The sequence below is a fragment of the Nonomuraea rhodomycinica genome (assembly GCF_013363995.1).
In the GTDB taxonomy this organism is placed as follows: Bacteria; Actinomycetota; Actinomycetes; order Streptosporangiales; family Streptosporangiaceae; genus Nonomuraea; species Nonomuraea rhodomycinica.
On record NZ_JABWGO010000001.1, the window covers coordinates 750,529 to 768,867 of the forward strand.

Sequence of the window (18,339 nt, forward strand, 5' to 3'; positions counted from 1 at the left end):
GACCCGCACTTTAGAGGGACAGCGCTTGCATATTTCGACATAAATGTGGAGAGAGGATGAAATTAGTAAATCTTGACACGTGGGCGGCCGGGGTATGACGACTCCATGGACTGGGTCACCTGCGCGCACTCTGCTGCCTGCACGGGCATCGCACGCCGGCCGTACAACCTCTGCCTGGCGCATCTGCCCCCCGACCAGCTCGCCGCCGCGATCGGCGAGCTGGCCCCCGGCCGCCTGCTCGACCTGCGGGGGACGGTGGTCGGCGGCGACCTGCTCTCCCGGCTGATCGAGGCCACCGGCGCCCGGCCGGGCCGGGCCCGCCTCGACCGGGTGCGGTTCACCGGTGACGTGCGCCTGTCGGGCGTCACCTTCGCCGGGGACGTGTCGCTGGACGGCGCCGTGTTCGAGCGCCTCGCGTCGTTCTTCGGCGCCCGCTTCGAGGGCAACCTCTCCCTCGCCGACGCCCGCTTCTCCCGGGAGCTGTCGATGCACGGCGTGACCGTGCGCGGCCACGCCTCGCTGGACCGGGCCGTCATGGCGCGCGACGCGCTGTTCAGCCAGGCGTCGTTCGGGCGCGGCCTGTCGTGCGAGCGGGCCAGGTTCGACGGGTACGCCACCTTCGACGGGGCGCGGCTCGGCGACGGCGCGACGTTCCGGGGCGCCCGGTTCGGGCGGACGCTGTCGTTCCGCAAGGTCGTCGGCGCCGCCGGGTTCGACGCCGCGCACTTCGCCGCCAACGCCTACCTGTCGGCCACCGGCCGCCTGTCGGCCGCGCGCGCCCGCTCCGACGCCTCGCTCGACGTGTCGGTCACCGGCTGCGGGGTGGACCTGCGGCGCGTGGACGTCGCCGGGGCGACCACGCTGCGGCTGACCGGCTCCCACGCCGACCTGGAGGGCGCGGTGCTGCGCGGCCCGGCGACGGTGACCGGGCGCGGCGGCGCGGCGCTCACCTCGCTGCGGCACGTGGACGCCCGCAGCCTCGCGCTGTACGGGCTGGACCTGTCGGCCTGCCGCTTCGCCGGGCTGGCGCACCCGGCGGGGGTGCGGCTGAAGGACTGCCGGTTCGCGCTGACCGGGCGCGGCGTGCGGGTGAGCATGCGCCGGCCGATGCTGCGCTGGTTCTCGCGGCGCAGCGTCCTGGCCGACGAACGGGCCTTACGCGGCGGTCCCGGCCTGGAGGAGTCCGGGCCTTCGCTCGTGCCCGGTGAGCCGCGCGACGCCCCCGACCTGCGGGCCGGCTGGCTCGCCACCCTGTACGCCGAGCTCGGCCGGCGCGTCGACGACCGCGGCCTGTCCCTCGACTTCGCCTTCGCCGCCACGGAGATGCGCCGCCTGGCGGGACACCGCTGGTGGGGCGCCGGCTCCTGGCCGCTGGTCACGGCCGGGGTCCGCCTGGGGCGGGCGGCCGGCTGGCTCGTCCTGATGACGGCCATCGCCGCGGGCGCCATGCTGCTGTCCACGGCCCAGCACGCCGCCCACGGCGCCCCGCACCAGCCCCCGGCCGTCCATCACTGATCCGCCCACCCACTGATCCGCCCACCCACAGATCCGCCCACCCGCCCCGCGCCCGCCCGGAGGCTTGCTCCCGGCGGGCGCGGGCGGCACCCTTGACGGGTCCCGCGTCCCGGGGACGGGACGCGTCCCTGCAGAGCTGGAGGCACGATGAACCTGGAGCCGATCCCCACCGACCGGCTGACGTTCCGGTTGCCGCAGACGTTCGAGGACGTGGCGGACGAGCGCCGCCACCGCCAGGAACGGCTGGTCGCCGCGCTGCGCCTGTTCGGCCGGTTCGGCTTCGAGGAGGGGGTGGCCGGGCACATCACCGCCCGCGACCCCGAGCACCCGGACCACTTCTGGGTCAACCCGTTCGGCATGAGCTTCAAGCACATCCGGGTGAGCGACCTCATCCTGGTCAACCACGAGGGCCAGGTGGTCCACGGCTCGTACCACGTCAACCAGGCCGCCTTCGCGATCCACTCGATGGTGCACCAGGCCCGGCCCGAGGTGGTGGCGGCCGCCCACTCCCACTCGGTCCACGGCAAGGCGCTGTCCTCGCTCGGCGTCATGCTGGAGCCGCTCACCCAGGACGCCTGCGCCTTCTACGAGGACCACGGCCTGTTCGACGACTACACCGGCGTGGTGGTGGACGTCGAGGAGGGCAGGCGCATCGCCCGGGCGCTCGGCTCGCACAAGGCCGTCATCCTGCGCAACCACGGCCTGCTGACCGTGGGCGACTCCGTGGACGCCGCCGCCTGGTGGTTCATCACGATGGAGCGCTCGTGCCAGGCGCAACTGCTGGCCAAGGCCGCGGGCCCGACGGTGCCCATCGAGCACGAGCAGGCCAAGCTCACCCACGGGCAGGTCGGCAACGACCTGGTCGGCTGGATCAACTTCCAGCCGCTGTACGACCAGATCGTCCGCTCCGACCCGGACCTGTTCGACTGACGCGCGGGCCGCGCCGGCAGGCCGTTCACTGTGAGCACTTTGGGGTGGATTGGGTGTTTAGGGGCTTTTATCCCACTTACGCTGGGTGGAGATGGCCCGAGGAGGACCCATGAGCAAGTTCATCGACGTCCATCACGGCATGGTCGGCATCACCGCGGACCAGCTGCAGCAGGCGCACGACGCCGATCTCGCGATCCAGGGTGAGGAGAAGGTGACCTTCGAGCACGCCTGGGCCGACCCCGACACGGGCGTCGTCTACTGCCTGTCGGAGGCGCCCAGCGCCGAGGCGGTGCAGCGCATCCACGAGCGGGCCGGCCACCCGGCCGACGAGATCCACGCCGTGCCGCTCGACGTCTGACCCGGCCCCCGCCCCCCGCATCGCGGCCTTCCTCTGGAGCGCGTTTGCCTTGACGCCGGTGACAACGTTCTACCCTGTCGCCGTCGTCAACGGCCGGCCCCAGAGGAATGCCCCATGAAGTTCGCCATCAGCTACAGCACCCCTCACTGCGGGGTGGACCCGGACGCGATCGCGGCGTTCGCCCGGCACGCCGAGGCGTGCGGTTTCGAGGCGCTGTACGTCCCGGAGCACGTCGTGCTGTACCGCGGCGCCAAGCTCGGGCCCTGGGAGATCCCGACGTCGCTGCCGTACGCCGACCCGCTCGACACGCTGACGTTCGTCGCCGCGGCCACCCGGCGGCTCCTGCTCGGGACCGCCGTGCTGCTGCTGCCGTACCACCATCCCGTCACCCTGGCCAAGCGCCTGGCCACCGTCGACCTGCTGTCCGGGGGCAGGATGCGGCTGCTGACCGTGGGCGTCGGCGCGCTGCCGGGCGAGGCCCGGGCCATGGGCGTCGACTTCGCCACCCGCGGGCGGCGCGCCGACGAGGCCATCGACGTGCTGCGGCTGCTGTGGGCGGGCGGCGAGGAAGGCGTCTCGTACAGCGGCGAGTTCTTCGCCTTCGAGGACCTGTGCAGCTTCCCCAAGCCGCTCGGTGACGCGGGCCTGCCGATCCACGTCGGCGGGTCGAGCGACGCGGCGGCGCGCCGGGCCGGGCGGCGCGGCGAGGGCTACTTCCCCGGCGGCCGACTGGACGCGGCCGAGCGCGCCGCCCAGTGGGAGCTCGTCCGCTCCTCCGCCGCCGAGGCGGGCCGCGACCCGGACGCGCTCGAATACACCCGGTGGGGGGCGATCGACATGACGCACGAGCGGGCCGAGGAGCTGGCGGCGGCCGGCGTGACCCGCCTCGTCGTCTCGCCGGCCTCCATCGACCTGGACGAGCAGCGCGAGGAGATGTCCGACTTCGCCCGCCGGTTCGGCCTCTCGGGCGACGGATCCTCCTGAACGCCCCCACCGACCGCGCTCGCCCGGTTACGGTTCCGGCATGGGCGAGACGGACGAGGACCGGGCCGGGAGGCCGCGATGACGGGACGGGACCTGTGCTACAAGTGTTCGGGCCGCAGGGTGCAGCGGCTCGGCCGGATATTCCTGCTCTGCGTCGCCTGCCGGGGGCTCGGCTGGGTGGGCGGCGACGACGACGATGAGGAGCCCGAGCTGGAGGCGCCCGAGCTCGCGGAGACTCCGCCGGTGTGGGAGGACCCGCGATGGCTCGACCCGATGGTCGCCGCCGCCTTCACCTGCCGCTACTGCCTGGGCCACGGCGCGGTGCAGCACATCGACCGCCGGCGCGGGCTCATCTTCGCCCGGCGGTGCCCGTGCGCCGTCTGAGGGGCCAGCGGACGTAGATGTCCGGCCGGGGCGGGGCCGGCATGCCGTCGCCGATGAAGAAGCCGGGGGTTCGAGTCGAACGCCCACCGCTTGGTGAGCGCGCCGGCGCGGAAGTCCCAGGCCACGATGACGGAGCGCGTGCAGGAGGCGCGCGCCATGATCAGCGACGGCCGCGTCCCGTCCAGGTACGCGGTACCGGCCAGGAACCGGTCCACGTCGAGGTCCTCCATCTGCCTGGCGGCGGCTGCGGTGCCGGTGAGAGCCACGGCGAGGACGAGGACGGCGGCAGCGAGGATCTGCCGCATCGCGGAGGCAGCGTCCCACCAGGCAGAACCCTCGCCGGGCGGGGCGCCGGGGCAATGAACGTCGCAACAAGAGCCTGCAGGGCGTCCGCGGCGCCGTGCTCGCCGCGGACGCCGACACGGTGCGCGCCGCCGTGGTGTGGCGGCAGCGGCTCGGCGGCGGCATCGCGGACGCCTGGCCGCTCGCCTTGGCCGCCATGGCCGGTCTCGACACGCTGCCGCCCCGCATGGCCGCCTTCCGGGACCACGCGATCGCCATCGCCGCCGCCGTCAACGCCGACGGCGCCGCGCGGGTCCATCCCGATCCGCCGCAGACGCCGATCTTCCACGTCCACCTGCCGGCCCCCAGGGCGGCCGTCGAGCAGGCCGGGGCGGCCATCCTCGCCGAGCAGGGCGTCCAGCTCTGGGGACGGGTACGGTCCGGGCCGGATCCGTCACGCTGCAGCTTCGAGGTGACGGTGGGAGACGTGGGCGCCGGCGCGGAGCGGCAGCCGCCCAACCACGCGATCTCATGGCTCTCCACCGGAGCATCGACCTCCAGGAGGTGGGCCAGGTCGGGTGACGCTCACCGAAGCCGGGTCTCATCAGCGGGTCAACTCCTCTTCTCGGTGGGTCAACTCCTCTTCGATCTTGCCCTTCTGGGTCTTCCCGCTCTTGGGTCTTCCCGCTCTTGGGTCTGCGTGCTCGTGGACCTCCGCTCCCCTCGGGCCGCCCACCCGGGAGCCTTCGCCCCAAGTGAAGCTCGGCAGGCCGCCCGGTGTGTCTCGGCAGGGCCCGGGGTCCGGGGCCGGGAGGCTCCGGCCGGGGGTGCGGGGCGCGAGCCCAGCCCAGGGAGTCCGAGCGGAGTGAGGGCCATGCCTTGGGGGTTCGAAGGGGGCGAAACGGCGATACCCATGACAGGGCTCCGGCGCGACGGGGGGTCGCGGGAGCGGGTGAGGTGACGACCATGACAGAGCCGATCGTCGTCGGATTCGACGGATCGCAATCCTCGCGGCAGGCCCTGACCTGGGCGGAGCAGGAGGCGGCCGTCCGTGACGCGCCGCTGCGCGTCCTGCACGCCATGCCGCGCTGGTCACCCGACGTCCTGCTGGTCCCCGAGCCCTCCGGCTGGGAGATCGAGGCGAACAAGGCCGCGCGCGAGCAGCTCACGCAGGTGGTGGCCGAGATCCGGGCGCGCAGGCCGCGGCTGGAGGTCGCCACGGACGTGGTCGGGGACCGGCCGGGGGACGCGCTCGTCCACGCCGCCGAAACCGCGCAACTGGTGGTGGTGGGCAGCAGGGGCCGCGGCGGGTTCACCGAGCTGCTGCTCGGCTCCGTGAGCAGGCACGTGGCCACCCGCGCGCCGCGTCCCGTGGCGGTCGTCCGGGAGACGCCGGACGGCGAGCCCGCCGCTCGGCACGGAGTCGTCGTCGTGGGCGTGTCGGGGCTGGCGGGCGAGGACGCCGTGGTGGACTACGCGTTCCGGGAGGCGGTGCTGCGGGGATCCGTCCTGCGCGCCGTCCACGCCTGGACGCACCCCGGCACGGTCGAGCCCTGGACCGTGGAGCCGGTGGTCTTCGACACCGAGGCGACGGGACGGGACGAGGCGCAGCGGCTGACGGCGTTCCTCATCCGGACGGCCGAGAGGTTCCCGGACGTGGAGCTCAGCGCGCAGGTGGTGCGCGGGCATCCGGGCAAGGCGCTGGCCGCCGCCTCGGCGGAGTGCGACGTCGTGATCGTGGGGGCCGCGCACGGGGCGACGGGGGCGCTGCTCGGCCTCGGCGGCACGGCCCACGCGGTCCTGCACCACGCGCGGGCGCCGGTCATCGTGGTCCGCGGCTGACCGCCCAGCCGGGCGGCACCGGCGCGAAGAGGCCACATCCGCCGGGGGCGGCCCGGTAACCTGCGCAGATGCGAACCGGCTCCCCCGGCACGGTCCTCATCGTCATCCGCGGCAACTCCGGGTCCGGCAAGACCAGCGTCGCGCACGCGGTGCGTGACGCGTACGGCCGACGCGGGATGGCGCTCATCAGCCAGGACGTGGTGCGGCGCGACATCCTGCGCGAGCCGGACAGAGCGGGCGGGGTGAACATCGGGCTGATCGACGTGATGTGCCGCCACGCGCTGGACGCCGGCCACCACGTGGTCCTCGAGGGGATCCTCGCGGCGAGCCGGTACGGCGCCATGCTGAACGCGCTCCGCCGCGACCACCTGGGGACGACGAGGTTCTACTACTTCGACATCTCCCTGGAGGAGACCCTGCGCCGGCACGACACGCGCCCCCAGCGCGACCTGTTCAGCGCCGAGCAGATGCGCCGGTGGTACGTCGAGCGGGACGCGCTGGACGGGCACGACATCGTCGTCGGTGAGGACTCCTCGCTGGAGGAGACCGTGCGGCGCGTCCTGCGTGATGCCGGCCTGCCGATCGGCCCGCCCCCGGTCTGAGGCGAGGCGGCGCCTCAGGCTCGCCGTGTCCGCGGCGATGGTAGGGCTGTCACCACCTGAGGAACGGGTGCCAGCGGGGGTCCGCTCCCCCACCGGCGACGGCGATGCTGACAAGCGATCACGTATGACCGACTTCGTCAGCATCGGAGACAGATGTGACTGTGGTGGAGGCGTCCCGCCCGCAGCGGGGCAGCGACTTCGCGAAGCTGTCGCGCCGCATCGCGGAGGCGGGACTGCTGGAGCGGCGGCCCGGCTCCTACGCGGTCCGGATCGGACTGGTCGCGACCCTGTTCGCGGGGACCTGGGCGGCGTTCGCCGTGGTGGGCGACTCCTGGTGGCAGATGCCGGTGGCGGTGCTGCTGGCCGTGGCCTTCGCCCAGGTGACGCTGCTGGCCCACGACCTCGCGCACGGCCAGATCTCCCGCTCGCGCCGTACCGACAGGATCGCGGGGCTGCTGGTCGGCAACCTGGCCGTCGGCCTGAGCTACGGCTGGTGGATGGACAAGCACACCCGCCACCACGCCAACCCCAACCACGAGGACCGCGATCCCGACGTCGCGCCGGACATCCTCATCTGGTCGCGCAAGCAGGCCGAGGCCGCGCGCGGGCTGCCGCGGCTGGTCGGGCGCTGGCAGGCGTGGCTGTTCTTCCCGCTGCTCACGCTGGAGGGCGTCAACCTCAAGGTGTCGAGCTTCCGCGCGCTGCGCCGCCCCGGGCTGAGGAACCGCCCGGCCGAGGGGCTGCTGCTCGTCGCGCACGTGCTGCTGTACGCGGGAGCGCTGTTCGTGGTGCTGCCGCCCGGCAAGGCGCTGGCCTTCCTCGCCGTTCACCAGGCGTGCTACGGCGTCTACCTGGGCTGCACGTTCGCTCCCAACCACAAGGGCATGCCGGTGCTGACGGCGGAGGACGAGCTGGACTTCCTCCGCCGCCAGGTGCTGACCTCCCGGAACGTCAGCGGCGGGCGCCTCATGGACGTGGCCCTCGGCGGCCTGAACTACCAGATCGAGCACCACCTGTTCCCCGGCATGCCCAGCGCGAACCTGCGCAGGGCGCAGCCCATCGTGCGCGACTACTGCCGCTCGCTGGGCGTCGAGTACACCGAGTGCGGGCTGCTCGCGTCATGGGGGCAGGCCCTGCGCCACCTGCACGACGCGGGCCGGCCGCTGCGCGACCCGCGATGATGTCCGGATGGACACGCGTTTCCTTGGCATCGCCGAGCTGGTCGAGACTCCGCCGGCGGCGGTCGTGGTCGACGTCATGCGCGCCTTCACCGTGGCCGCGTGGGCCTTCGCCCAAGGGGCGGAGCGGATCGTCCTCGCTGAGTCGCTGGACGAAGCCCTGGCGCTGAAGGCCCGCCACCCGGACTGGGTGGCGCTCAAGGACGGTCCGCCCGCGGCCGGGTTCGACGCCGTCAACTCGCCGGCCCTGCTGCGCTCTGTCGACCTCGGCGGGCGGACGGTCGTGCAGAAGACCACGGCGGGGACGGTCGGCGCGCTCGCCGTCAAGGAGGCGTCGCTGGTCCTGTGCGCCGGTTTCGTGGTGGCGGAGGCGACGGCCCGGCTCCTGCGGGCACGCGAGTGCGGCAGTGTCACGTTCGTGGTCACCGGCGACGAGGGGCGCGCCGACGAAGACCTGGCGTGCGCTCAGTACATCGCCCGCAGGGCCGCCGGGGACGGGGCGGATGCGGCCGGGTTCCTCCGCCGCGCCGGCGCGTCGCGCGCCGCCGCCGAGTTGGCGGAGGGCGTGCGCCAAGGAGCCCATCCCGATGACGTCGCACTCTGTCTTGAACTCGACCGGTTCCCCTTCGCCATGGTGGCGGCCCTGGAGGACTCGCTCATGGTGCTCCGCCTGTGCGCCGTGCCGTCGCCGACCGCCGAGGCTTCGATCTGATCACTGGTCGGGGGGCACGGGCTCGGTCTAGGGTGCCCGTGCGTGGAGGACTTGTTCGGTGGCGCCGCGCCCTATTACGCCCGGTATCGTCCCGCGTACGGGGACGCGGCGATCGACCACCTGGCCGAGGCGTTCGGCGCGGACAGCCGGGTGCTGGACCTCGGCTGCGGTCCCGGGACGATCGCGATCCCGCTCGCGAACCGGGTGAGGGCGGTGCTCGCCGTGGACCCGGCGGAGGAGATGCTGGCGGAAGGCCGGCGCCTGGCGGAAGGCGTCCCCGCCATCACGTGGCTGCGCGGCGACTCGGCCACGCTGCGCGCGCTGCCGCCGTTCGACCACGTGGTGATGGGACGGTCGTTCCACTGGATGGACCGCGGGGCGGTGCTGGCGGAACTGGACGAGCTGCTGCCGCCCGGCGGCGCGGTGGCGCTGCTCGGCCCGGCCGCGCAGCCGGGTGAGCCGTGGCAGCCGGACGCCCAGCCGTGGCAGGCGGTCGAGCGGCGGGTCTGCGCCGACTTCGGCCTCGACATGGACGCGGCGGCCACCTGCTTCCACGCCACCGGGCAGCCCCACCGCGCCGTGCTGGCCGCCTCGCCGTTCCGCCGCCTGGAGTCGCGGACGTTCAGGCGGCGGCTGGTCTGGGACGTGGACGGGCTGGTCGGGCTCCAGCTCTCCTACTCCTACAGCTCACCCGCCGCGCTCGGTGATCGGCTGGGCGCGTTCGTCGCGGCGTTCCGGGCGGCGCTGCTCGCCGCCGATCCGGCGGGGCGGTGGGAGCAGGACCTGGTCACCGAGGTACTGATCGCCAGACGGACGGAGCGCTGAGCCCTCTTCCTGGCACCGGCCGCGCCCCCGCCGGTCACTCTCGCGCAGTCGAGCCCGGGTCTCTTCGTCCGGCCGCTACCAGGGCAGCGGGCCGTCCTCGCTGAAGAACCCGGCGGTCGGGCCGTCCGCGCCGAGGGTGGCCAGGCGCACCACGACCGCGGCGCCCTGCGCGGGCGTGAGGTGGCCGGTGTGGTTGTTGCTGTCGGTGTCGACGTAGCCGGGAGCGGCGGCGTTGACGAGGATCCCGTCTTTGCGCAGCTCGTTGGCGTACTGCACGGTCAGCGCGTTCAGCGCGGTCTTGGAGGGCGTGTACGCGGCCGAGGGCAGCAGCGCTGTGAACGGACCGTTCGGGTCACTGGTGAGAGCCAGCGATCCGGCGTGGCTGCTGACGTTGACGATGCGCGGCGCCGGCGACCGCCGCAGCAGCGGCAGCATGGTGTTGATCACCGAGATCACTCCGAAGACGTTGGTCTCGAACACCGCCCGCACCATGTCCAGGTCGACCGAGCTCGGGACCTGGTCGTGGGCATCCTGCGGCGAGACCTGTCCGGAGCCGGTGACGCCGGCGTTGTTGACCAGCACGTCGAGGTGACCGAAGCGCTCCTCGATCCACTTCGCGGCCTCCTGGACGGTGGCCGGGTCGGTCACGTCCAGGGTCACCGCGTGGGCGTCGCCGCCCGCCGCGCGCAGCGCCGCAGCGGCTTCCTGCCCGCGCCGCAGGTCTCTGGCCCCGATCAGGACCGTCATGCCCAGCCCGGCGAGTTGCTCGGCGGTCGCGCGGCCGATCCCCTTGTTCGCTCCGGTGATCATCGCCACCTTCTGGGTGGTGGGTTCGTTCATGACCAAACTCCTGTTCCGAGAGGGTCTGTCTCGTGGCGTTCTGACGAACACCAGATGCCGGCGGGCCGCCCCCTGTGACAGCACGGTCCTGTGATGTGCACCACCCGTCGAGGACGCCAGAGGACCGCGGGGTGCGGCTGCTGCCGCCGGCCGTGGTACCTGTGCCCGCCACTGGTCAGGGCCTGGGGGTCGGCACTCGACGCGAGCCACTCCTGCGTACGGTGGCCGAGCTCCAGATCGTCCGGCGCGTCCGGTCCGCCCATCCTCGTCGGCACCCAGAGCGAGGGACGCCCGTCGACATGCGAGCCGCTGCTCAGGTACACCAGCCGCCGCGGCCCGCGGAGCAGCGCCGTGAGCAGGTACGTGCCGCCCCGTTTATTGGATGGAGGCGCCGATGCGCCGCTTGTACAGTGACTCCGGCCAAGGGGAGGGATCATGCGCGTGCACTATCCGCGAACCCCGCACCTGCCCTGGTCCCCCGGAGCGACCCCCGACGACGTCCGCGCGGGAGATCTGTCCGGGCTGCGCGGGCGCGAGGTCGTGGTCACCGAGAAGCTCGACGGGGAGAACACCACCCTGTACGCGGACGGGATGCACGCCCGGTCGCCCGACTCGGCGCACCATCCCTCCCGGGCATGGGTCAAGGGCCTGCAGGGACGGATCGGCCGGCGGATACCCGCCGGGTGGCGGGTGTGCGGGGAGAACGTGTACGCCCGGCACTCCCTCGCGTACCGGGAGCTGGAGAGCTGGTTCTACGGGTTCTCGGTCTGGGACGGCGATCGGTGCCTGGACTGGGACCGCACCGTCGCGTTCCTGCGCGGGCTCGGCGTTCCGGTCCCGCCGGTGCTGTGGCGCGGCGTGTTCGACGAGCGGGCGTTGCGGGCCCTGCGGCTGGACGTGGAGCGGCACGAGGGCTACGTGGTGCGGACCGCCGAGGGGTTCGGGCGGGAGGAGTTCGCGGGGCGGGTGGCCAAGTGGGTGCGCCGACAGCACGTACGGACCGGCACGCACTGGATGCACTCCGCCGTCGTGCCCAACGCGCTCGGCCCGGGAGCGGCGCTGTGGTCGGTGCGCTCGGGCGCGGACCCCGACGTGGGTGCCCTGCTGGCGGCGGTGGGCTTCCCCCTGGCCATGGAGGCACGGGTGGAGGCGGTGGCGGAGGTGTCCGCCCGGTTGGACGCGATCGGCCGGGACGGGGACGCCCGCCTGTGGGGCGTGCTGGCCGCGGCGCTGCACTCCATGCCGCGGGCCCGGGTCGCGGCCCGGCTGGCGGGGCCGCTGGGCATGCGGGCGGCGCGGCGGATCGCGGACCTCGTCGGGCTGCACGGCGCGCTGCGCCGGCCGTACCCGGACGAGGAACGGCGTGCCGGGCTCGCGCGCATGGCGCCGGCCGCCGACCTGGGCGTGCTGCACGCCGTGGCGGCCGCCGTGCTCGCCGGGCGCGCGGACGACGAGGCGAGCCAGGGACGTGAGCAGGTCGAATGGTCGGCCCTGCACGCCGAGGAGGCCGGCCTGCTCGGGCCGGCGCCGCTGGAGCCGCTGCGGGACGGCCTGCGCGAGGCGCTGGCCGGGCTCGGGGCGGAGGCGGCCGACCGGTGCTGGGCGGAGGCGCGCGACGCCTGGGCGAGGGGGCGGGTCGCCACGGCCGAGGAGGCCGTGGCGGCGACATGGCGGTGGCGGTCCGGGCGGTTCCCCCGGCTGGTGCACCTCGTCGGGCCGTCGGGCGGCGGGAAGAGCACGTTCGGGGCCGGCCTGGCGGGGATCGACGCGTACCTGTCGCTGGACGACCTGCGCCAGGCGCGGGGCTCGCGGGCCGACCAGCGGGCCAACCGTGAGGTGCTCGGCGAGGCGCTGGACCGGCTCGACGCCGCCCTGGCGGCCGGCGGCGCCGTGGTCTGGGACGCCACCTCGCTCGACCAGCGCCGGCGCTCCCTGGTCCACGCCGTGGCGCGCCGCCGCGACGCGCTGACGACGTACGCGGTCACGCTGGTGGAGGAGGACGAGCTGCGTCGGCGCAACGCGCGCCGTGCCCATCCGGTGCCCGCGCACGTGCTGGCCGCGCAGTCGCGCCGGTTCGTCCCGCCGTATCCCGGTCAGGCCCATCGCATCTGGTACATCGGGGCGGACGGAACCGTCGGCGACGAGGACGGCAGCCTGGAGGGGGAGGCGTGATGCGTACCAGCGAGGAGATCTACCACCGGGTCCGCTGGGATCCGCGGTGTGATCCGTCCCGTTTCGTCCTGGGGGTCGGCCAGCGCGGCGCCGAACCCAAGCGCGTCCCGCTGCCCGCCTTCGATCCGGGCGGCGACATCCCGTGGCACCGGGTGCTGTTCGTCGAGGCGGACGGCGAGCGGGTCTGGGACCGCGCCACGGGCCTGGACCGGGTCGACACCTGCGAGGCGGGCCGGGCGCGTGACCCGCGCCGCCTGCGGCCCCCGTTCTTCACGGCCGGCACCCCGTACGTCTGGGACGCGGCAGGCGGATGGCGTCCCTCCGCGGGGCGCGCGCACCCCGGGCCCTCCGCGAGCCGCGCACACGCCGGGCGTGCGCACCCCGGGCCCGCACACGCCGGGCCTGCGGCCGTGCGCGTGCTGACGTGGAACACGCTGTGGGACCGCTACGACAGCGACCGCATCGACACCGCCCGGCGCCGCCCCCTCCTCCTCGCGGCCCTGGAGGAGGCCGACGCGGACGTCATCGCCCTGCAGGAGGTCGAGCCCGCGCTGCTGTCGATGCTGCTGGCCGCCCCGTGGGTACGCGACGGCTACACCCTCGGCACCGACCCGTACGGCCCCGACGTCGAGGACGACGGCCTGCTGCTGCTGAGCCGGCTGCCCGTCCAGGAGGCGGCCCGGCACGGGCTCGGCCCGCACAAGTCGCTCGCCGCCGTCGCCGTGGACACCGCCGGCGGCCCGCTCGTCGTCGCCGTCACCCACCTGACCAGCGACCATGCGAGTGACGGGGCGGGGAGGCGGCGCGCCGAGCTGGCGAGGATCGCCGAGGGGCTGGCGGGCGTGGACGGTGATCTGGTCCTGGTGGGCGACTTCAACGACGGCACGGACACCCCCGGGTCCGCGCTCGGGCTCCGCGACGCCTGGACGGAGGCGTACGGATCCGATCAGACGCCCACGTTCGACCCGGCCGTCAACCCGCTGGCGGCGATCTCATCACGGTCGGGCCGGGCCGCGCGCCTGGATCGGGTGCTGCTCCGGGGCCGGCCCCGGGTGGTGTCGGCGGCTCTGCTCGGCGACACGCCCACCTCCGAGGGGCTGTTCGTCTCCGACCACTACGGGGTGGAGGCCGTCCTCGACCTGTTCGGTGACGTGGCCGGCGGTGTGCTCGACCTGTTCGGTGACGCGGCCGGCGGTGTGCTCGACGTGCCGCCGACGGCGCGGACGGCGGTGGCCTGGATACCGCCGGGTGAGCTGTGGCCGCCGATCCAGGCCGTCCGCCGCGCGCACGACCCGCGGATCGACCGCTGGCCGCCGCACGTGAACCTGCTCTTCGGCTTCGTACCGGAGTCCGCGTTCGAGGCGGCGGCGCCGTTGCTGGCCGCGGCGGCAGCCGAGGCCGAGCCGTTCGTCGCCAGGCTGGAAGGGGTGCGGACGTTCCGGCATCGCGACCACGTGACGGCCTGGCTTGACCCGGCCGCCGACGACCCGGCACCCTGGGCGCGGCTGCGGCAGGCGCTCGAACGGCGCTTCCCCCGCTGCGTGGGACGCCCCGAAGGCTTCACCCCGCACCTGACGCTCGGCCGCACCGAGGACCCGATCCGCCTGCCCGGGATGACGGCGCGGGTCGGGGAGCTCGTGATGCTGTCGCGCCGCGCGGACGAGCCCATGCGTCCCCGGGCCCGGATCACCCTGGGAACGGGCGAGATCCACTGGCCCCCCGACCCGGTGACCGGCTCGGCGGGGCAGGCGGACCGGGCGGGGCCGGCGGCGGGCGTGGCGCGGCGGCTGGAGGAGGCGCTGGCGCCGGGGGCCGTGCATGTCGTCGGATCCAGGCGCATGGGCTGCGAGCTCCCGGACGCGGACCTGGATCTGGTGGCGGCGCTGCCCGGCGGACCGGACATGGACGACGTCGAGGCCCGGGTACGCGCGGCGCTGCCCGACGCGGCCCGGCTGCGCAGGGTGGTGGGCGCCCGGGTGCCGGGCCTCCGGTTCCGTACGGCCGATCTGGACGTGGACCTGACCGTGGTCCCCGCCGGCCCCCTCCCGCCCGGGCAGGCCGTGACCCGCCGCGCCGAACTGGGCCCGGCGGCGGCGGTCGCCCTGAGCGCGGTCAGCGACGCGGACGCGGTCCGCGCCGCCGCCGGCCACGACCACGACCGCTTCGCCGGCCTGGCCAGGCGGGTGAAGGCGTGGGCGCGGGCCCGCGGCCTGGACTCCGCCCCGTTCGGCGGACTCCCCGGGCTGGCCTGGACGGTCATGGCCGCACGCACCGTACGCGAGAGCGGCGACCTGCCCGCCTGCGACGACCTGCTGGGCCGCTTCTTCAGCACGTGGGCCGCCTGGAACTGGCGGGACCCGATCGCCCTCGACGTCACCCCCGCCGTTCCCGAACCGGCCCCTGCGGTGGTGCTGACGCCCAGCGCCCCCGTACGCAACTGCGCCCGCCAGGTCACCCCCGGCTTCCTCGACCTGCTCGGCCGGGAGCTCTACCGGGCCTGGGAGCTGACGGACGACGGCCGCTGCGCCGAGCTGCCCGCCCCGCCGCCCCTCCACCGCCGTCACGCGGCCTGGGCGGTGGTGACCGTGCGCCCCGAGCGCCCCGAGCGCCCCGAGCGGCTCGACGCGGCGCTCGGCCGCGTCCGGGGACGGATGCTGGAGCTGGTCACGGCTCTGGAGGAGTACGGGGTTCCGGACGTCCACGCCTGGCCGCGCCCGTTCGAGAGCGGCCCACGGCAGGTGCGCTACGCGATCGGCCTGGGCCGCACTCCCCCGCGGGCCGGGCGGCTCGGCGAGATCACCCGCCGGTGGGCCGCGGACCTGCCCGGCGTCACGGTCGAACGGGCCGACGGCGGCGCCGTGCCCACCTTGACCTGCCCGTAGAGCGGCATCACCCCTCGGACGGCGGGCGTCCCGGGTGCGCTACCTCGCCCAGATCCACGTCCACATGCCGCGCTGGCGGTGGTGGTCCACCGGGCACCACAGCATGTAGCGGCCGTGCTTCAGGGTCACGGTGAGCGATGCCCTTCCCCCGGGCGGGATGAGCGCGGAGGTGCTGTGGACTCCGGGCCCGGCGATCGAGAGCGCGTGCCGGTGCCAGCCCACGTTCTTGATCCTGAACTGGACGGTGCCCGTCCTGAAGCCCTGCCTCGGGAGCGCGATGAAGAAGTTCCCCTCCCTCACCGGCACGACGGCTGTGCCGCTGGTGCCGGCGGGGACTTGGGGCGTCGCCGTCGCGGCTGGAGCGCCGACCGTCAGCGTCAGCGCGGCGGCGGCCAGCACCGCCGCCAGACCAGCCGTCGGCCCGGAACCGACTGAAGTGAACATGATCGCCATCCCTTCATCGCCGTACGGCCGATGTCGACCATGACAAAGGCCGCATCACGTGCCCATACACACGCGGCGGTCACCCCACGGGAGCCTCTTGAGGTCCTATGGTGTTCACCATTTCGAGCCGTCCTGCGCCCTTGCAGGGCCTGTCCCCGGAGCAGGACATGCGGTCGCGGCGGTCGCGGGTGTTCCCCTAGGGCCCGATCATGTTCACTGTCACAGTGACCTGCACGGCACCGCTGGATGAGGTCGACCCGTGGCGGCCGGCCCACGGCGGCTGGCTGAACGACCTCATCGCACGACGGTTGCTGCTGGTGGCCGGGCGCCAGGTGCCTCTGGTCGGCGGGAGATCCTCAAGTCCGAGGAGTGAGCCAGGCAGGGCCCGCTCCGGACGTCCGAGTGGACGGAGGTGCTTGCTGCTGCTTCATACGGGCCGGGCGATGACGTCGTGACCCGCCCAATCGAGGGCGATCTCGCCGTTTGCCAGGAAGTCCAGCTCGACCTCCCCCTTCATCCTCGCGAAGAAGCGGGTCCGCGACATCGGACGCAGCTCCGTCCTCACCAGCCCGCTCACCTCCACCATGAGCCGCTCGTCCTCCCGCGTGACGTCCATCGTGGAGGTACGTCCCATGTACCGCATGGTGTAACGGCCCACGTACCGGTCGAGGATGTCGGGAGTGACAGTGACGAAGACGCGCCGGCTCGGCAGCTCGTACGGCTCGCCGCGGGCGATCGCCGCCAGCGCGGACTCGATCTCGGAGAAGGCGGCATTCTCGAAGTTGGACAGAACGGTGACGAAGAGGTCGTCGTGCCGGTAGTGAGCCGAGACGCTGACGAATCCGATCGTGCCGCCCGCGCTCTCCACCCGGTCCCCTTTCACCACGCAGCCGTACCCGTACCCACCGCCGTCGGCTTCGACGTGTGGCCTGACCAGCTCCGCCAGCGACTCGCGCCGCAGCAGCCGGGGCAGGCCCCGGTTCCAGCGGCGCAGGTCCTCGACCGTCGAGTGAAGCGCTCCGGCGGCGTCCTGGTTGGAGTTGTCCAGGTACGGGGTCCTGGCGAGACGGCCGTCGGCCGACATGTAGCCGACGGCTGACCCGGCGCCGTCGGTCAGGCCGCTGCTCTCCATGGCCAAGGGGGCGAAGACGTTGCGGCGCAGGTATTCGCCGTAGGTCAAGCCGGACAGCCGCTCGACGACCTCGCCCAGCAGGATCCATCCCGAGTTGCTGTAACTCATCCGCGTGCCCGGCTCGAACAGCAGGGGCCGGTCCTTGAAGTCGTCGATGAGCTGCCGCCGGGTGCGCGGTGTCCCCATGACGCCGGTGAAGCCGTCCGCCGTGACGTAGTCCGGGATGCCCGAGGTGTTGCACAGCAGGTGGTGCAGGGTGATCCGCGTGCCGTGCGGATAGCCGGGCAGGTGGCGGGCGATCGGGTCCGTGACGCGCAGCCGGCCCCGCTCCTGCAGTTGCAGGAGCGCGATCGCGGTGAACGTCTTGGTCTGGGACCCGATGCGGAAGGGCGTCGCGGGCGTGTTGGGCACACCGTGCTCGTGGTCGGCGTGGCCGTACCCCTTGGCGAACAGCCGCCGGTCGCCGCGCGCCACCAGCACCGCGCCGCTGAACCTGCCCAGTTCCGCGTACGCGCTGACGAGCGCGTCCATCCGGCGCGAGAAGCGGGAGAACACCGAACAACCTCCAATTTGAATAATCTAGTTTGACTATCTGAACATGGCGCGCCTGATATGGTCAAGCTTGACTATCGCGTGGAGGTGTTGAGTGTCCTCGACCCGGCTGCTCGTCCTGGGACTGCTCCATGAGGGGCCGCGGCACGGCTATGAGATCAATCAGCTGGTCACGGCCGGAGCTCTGGAGCAATGGACCGACGTGAAACCGGGATCGGTCTACCACGCTCTGGCCAAGCTGGAGAGCGAAGGACTGGCGGAGACCCGTTCCGAGGAGCGCACCGGCGACCGGCTGCGACGCGTCTACGCGATCACGCCCGAGGGCCGGCGCGCGCTTCACGACCTGCTGCGCAAGGCGCTCGCCGCGCCGCCGCACTCCACCAGGTCCGACTTCGCGCTCGCACTGCGCTGGCATGCGCTCCTGGAGTCCGGCGAGGCGCGGGACCTGGTGGCAGCCTCACGGCAGGCGCTGGATGCTCGGCGGGCGATGCTCCGCGCGGGGCGCGAGGCGAAGGCGGGGCTGTCGCCGCTGGCCGACGCCCTGTTCGACAACGCCGAGGCGCACCTGGCCGCCGACGCGAAGCTCCTGGAGGACGTCCAGCGCCTGCTGGACGACTGACGACCCGCACGCCGCCGTGCTCAGGGCAGAACGAACCGACCGGCGGCGGCTACGCCTCGGCAGAGAAGACGTCCGGGATCGCCTCG

Annotated in this window: 17 protein-coding genes; 13 read left to right on the forward strand and 4 right to left on the reverse strand. The window is 73.7% G+C overall.

The window, feature by feature from the left end:
* The first annotated feature begins 105 nt into the window (after positions 1-105).
* From HT134_RS03555 to HT134_RS03575, 5 genes are all read left to right on the forward strand, one after another.
* Positions 106-1,515 (forward strand): pentapeptide repeat-containing protein, encoded by a 1,410-nt coding sequence (locus tag HT134_RS03555; RefSeq protein WP_175598779.1) that lies wholly within the window; start codon positions 106-108, stop codon positions 1,513-1,515.
* A 147-nt stretch (positions 1,516-1,662) separates the two neighbouring features.
* Positions 1,663-2,445 carry a class II aldolase/adducin family protein gene (locus HT134_RS03560; protein ID WP_175598780.1) on the forward strand — a complete coding sequence of 261 codons (783 nt, stop codon included), beginning with the start codon at positions 1,663-1,665 and terminating at the stop codon, positions 2,443-2,445.
* Between the two features lie 109 nt (positions 2,446-2,554).
* Positions 2,555-2,803 (forward strand): SCO4226 family nickel-binding protein, encoded by a 249-nt coding sequence (locus HT134_RS03565; protein ID WP_175598781.1) that lies wholly within the window; start codon positions 2,555-2,557, stop codon positions 2,801-2,803.
* A gap of 114 nt (positions 2,804-2,917) precedes the next feature.
* Positions 2,918-3,787, forward strand: a complete 870-nt coding sequence (locus HT134_RS03570) for a TIGR03619 family F420-dependent LLM class oxidoreductase (RefSeq protein ID WP_175598782.1) — start codon at positions 2,918-2,920, stop codon at positions 3,785-3,787.
* A 78-nt stretch (positions 3,788-3,865) separates the two neighbouring features.
* Positions 3,866-4,171: a hypothetical protein gene (locus tag HT134_RS03575; protein WP_175598783.1), complete on the forward strand. Its 306-nt coding sequence runs from the start codon at positions 3,866-3,868 to the stop codon at positions 4,169-4,171.
* Here the strand turns inward: HT134_RS03575 and HT134_RS48005 are convergent.
* Positions 4,087-4,476 carry a rhamnogalacturonan lyase family protein gene (locus HT134_RS48005; RefSeq protein WP_376768068.1) on the reverse strand — a complete coding sequence of 130 codons (390 nt, stop codon included), beginning with the start codon at positions 4,474-4,476 and terminating at the stop codon, positions 4,087-4,089. The two genes, HT134_RS03575 and HT134_RS48005, sit on opposite strands and share 85 nt — an antisense overlap.
* 943 nt (positions 4,477-5,419) lie before the next feature.
* Between HT134_RS48005 and HT134_RS03580 the strand changes: the two genes are divergently transcribed.
* The 5 genes from HT134_RS03580 (at position 5,420) to HT134_RS03600 (ending at position 9,612) form a co-directional block, all read left to right on the forward strand.
* Positions 5,420-6,295, forward strand: coding sequence for a universal stress protein (locus HT134_RS03580; protein ID WP_175598784.1), 876 nt, complete (start codon positions 5,420-5,422; stop codon positions 6,293-6,295).
* A 68-nt stretch (positions 6,296-6,363) separates the two neighbouring features.
* Positions 6,364-6,897 carry an AAA family ATPase gene (locus HT134_RS03585; protein ID WP_175598785.1) on the forward strand — a complete coding sequence of 178 codons (534 nt, stop codon included), beginning with the start codon at positions 6,364-6,366 and terminating at the stop codon, positions 6,895-6,897.
* A gap of 164 nt (positions 6,898-7,061) precedes the next feature.
* Positions 7,062-8,078, forward strand: a complete 1,017-nt coding sequence (locus HT134_RS03590; protein WP_175600100.1) for a fatty acid desaturase family protein — start codon at positions 7,062-7,064, stop codon at positions 8,076-8,078.
* Between the two features lie 7 nt (positions 8,079-8,085).
* On the forward strand, positions 8,086-8,787 hold the full coding sequence (locus tag HT134_RS03595; protein ID WP_175598786.1) for a 2-phosphosulfolactate phosphatase: 702 nt from the start codon (positions 8,086-8,088) through the stop codon (positions 8,785-8,787).
* A gap of 42 nt (positions 8,788-8,829) precedes the next feature.
* On the forward strand, positions 8,830-9,612 hold the full coding sequence (locus HT134_RS03600) for a class I SAM-dependent methyltransferase (RefSeq protein WP_175598787.1): 783 nt from the start codon (positions 8,830-8,832) through the stop codon (positions 9,610-9,612).
* Positions 9,613-9,687: 75 nt separating this feature from the next.
* Here HT134_RS03600 and HT134_RS03605 read toward each other — a convergent pair whose 3' ends face one another.
* Entirely contained in the window at positions 9,688-10,452 is a 765-nt protein-coding gene (locus tag HT134_RS03605; protein WP_175598788.1) for an SDR family oxidoreductase, read from the reverse strand.
* A gap of 435 nt (positions 10,453-10,887) precedes the next feature.
* Here HT134_RS03605 and HT134_RS03610 point away from each other — a divergent pair, with 435 nt between their 5' ends.
* Entirely contained in the window at positions 10,888-12,624 is a 1,737-nt protein-coding gene (locus HT134_RS03610) for an RNA ligase family protein (RefSeq protein WP_175598789.1), read from the forward strand.
* A complete protein-coding gene (locus tag HT134_RS03615; protein WP_175598790.1) occupies positions 12,624-15,506 on the forward strand; it encodes a poly(A) polymerase in 2,883 nt (960 codons plus the stop codon). Before HT134_RS03610 ends, HT134_RS03615 begins: the two co-directional genes overlap by 1 nt.
* A gap of 39 nt (positions 15,507-15,545) precedes the next feature.
* On the opposite strand, the gene HT134_RS03620 is transcribed toward HT134_RS03615, so the two are convergent.
* Together HT134_RS03620 and HT134_RS03625 are read right to left on the reverse strand one after the other, a co-directional pair.
* Entirely contained in the window at positions 15,546-15,950 is a 405-nt protein-coding gene (locus HT134_RS03620) for a hypothetical protein (RefSeq protein ID WP_175598791.1), read from the reverse strand.
* A 427-nt stretch (positions 15,951-16,377) separates the two neighbouring features.
* Positions 16,378-17,637, reverse strand: a complete 1,260-nt coding sequence (locus HT134_RS03625) for a serine hydrolase (protein ID WP_175598792.1) — start codon at positions 17,635-17,637, stop codon at positions 16,378-16,380.
* 91 nt (positions 17,638-17,728) lie between these two features.
* Here HT134_RS03625 and HT134_RS03630 point away from each other — a divergent pair, with 91 nt between their 5' ends.
* A complete protein-coding gene (locus HT134_RS03630) occupies positions 17,729-18,253 on the forward strand; it encodes a PadR family transcriptional regulator (protein ID WP_175598793.1) in 525 nt (174 codons plus the stop codon).
* The last annotated feature ends 86 nt before the right edge of the window (positions 18,254-18,339 follow it).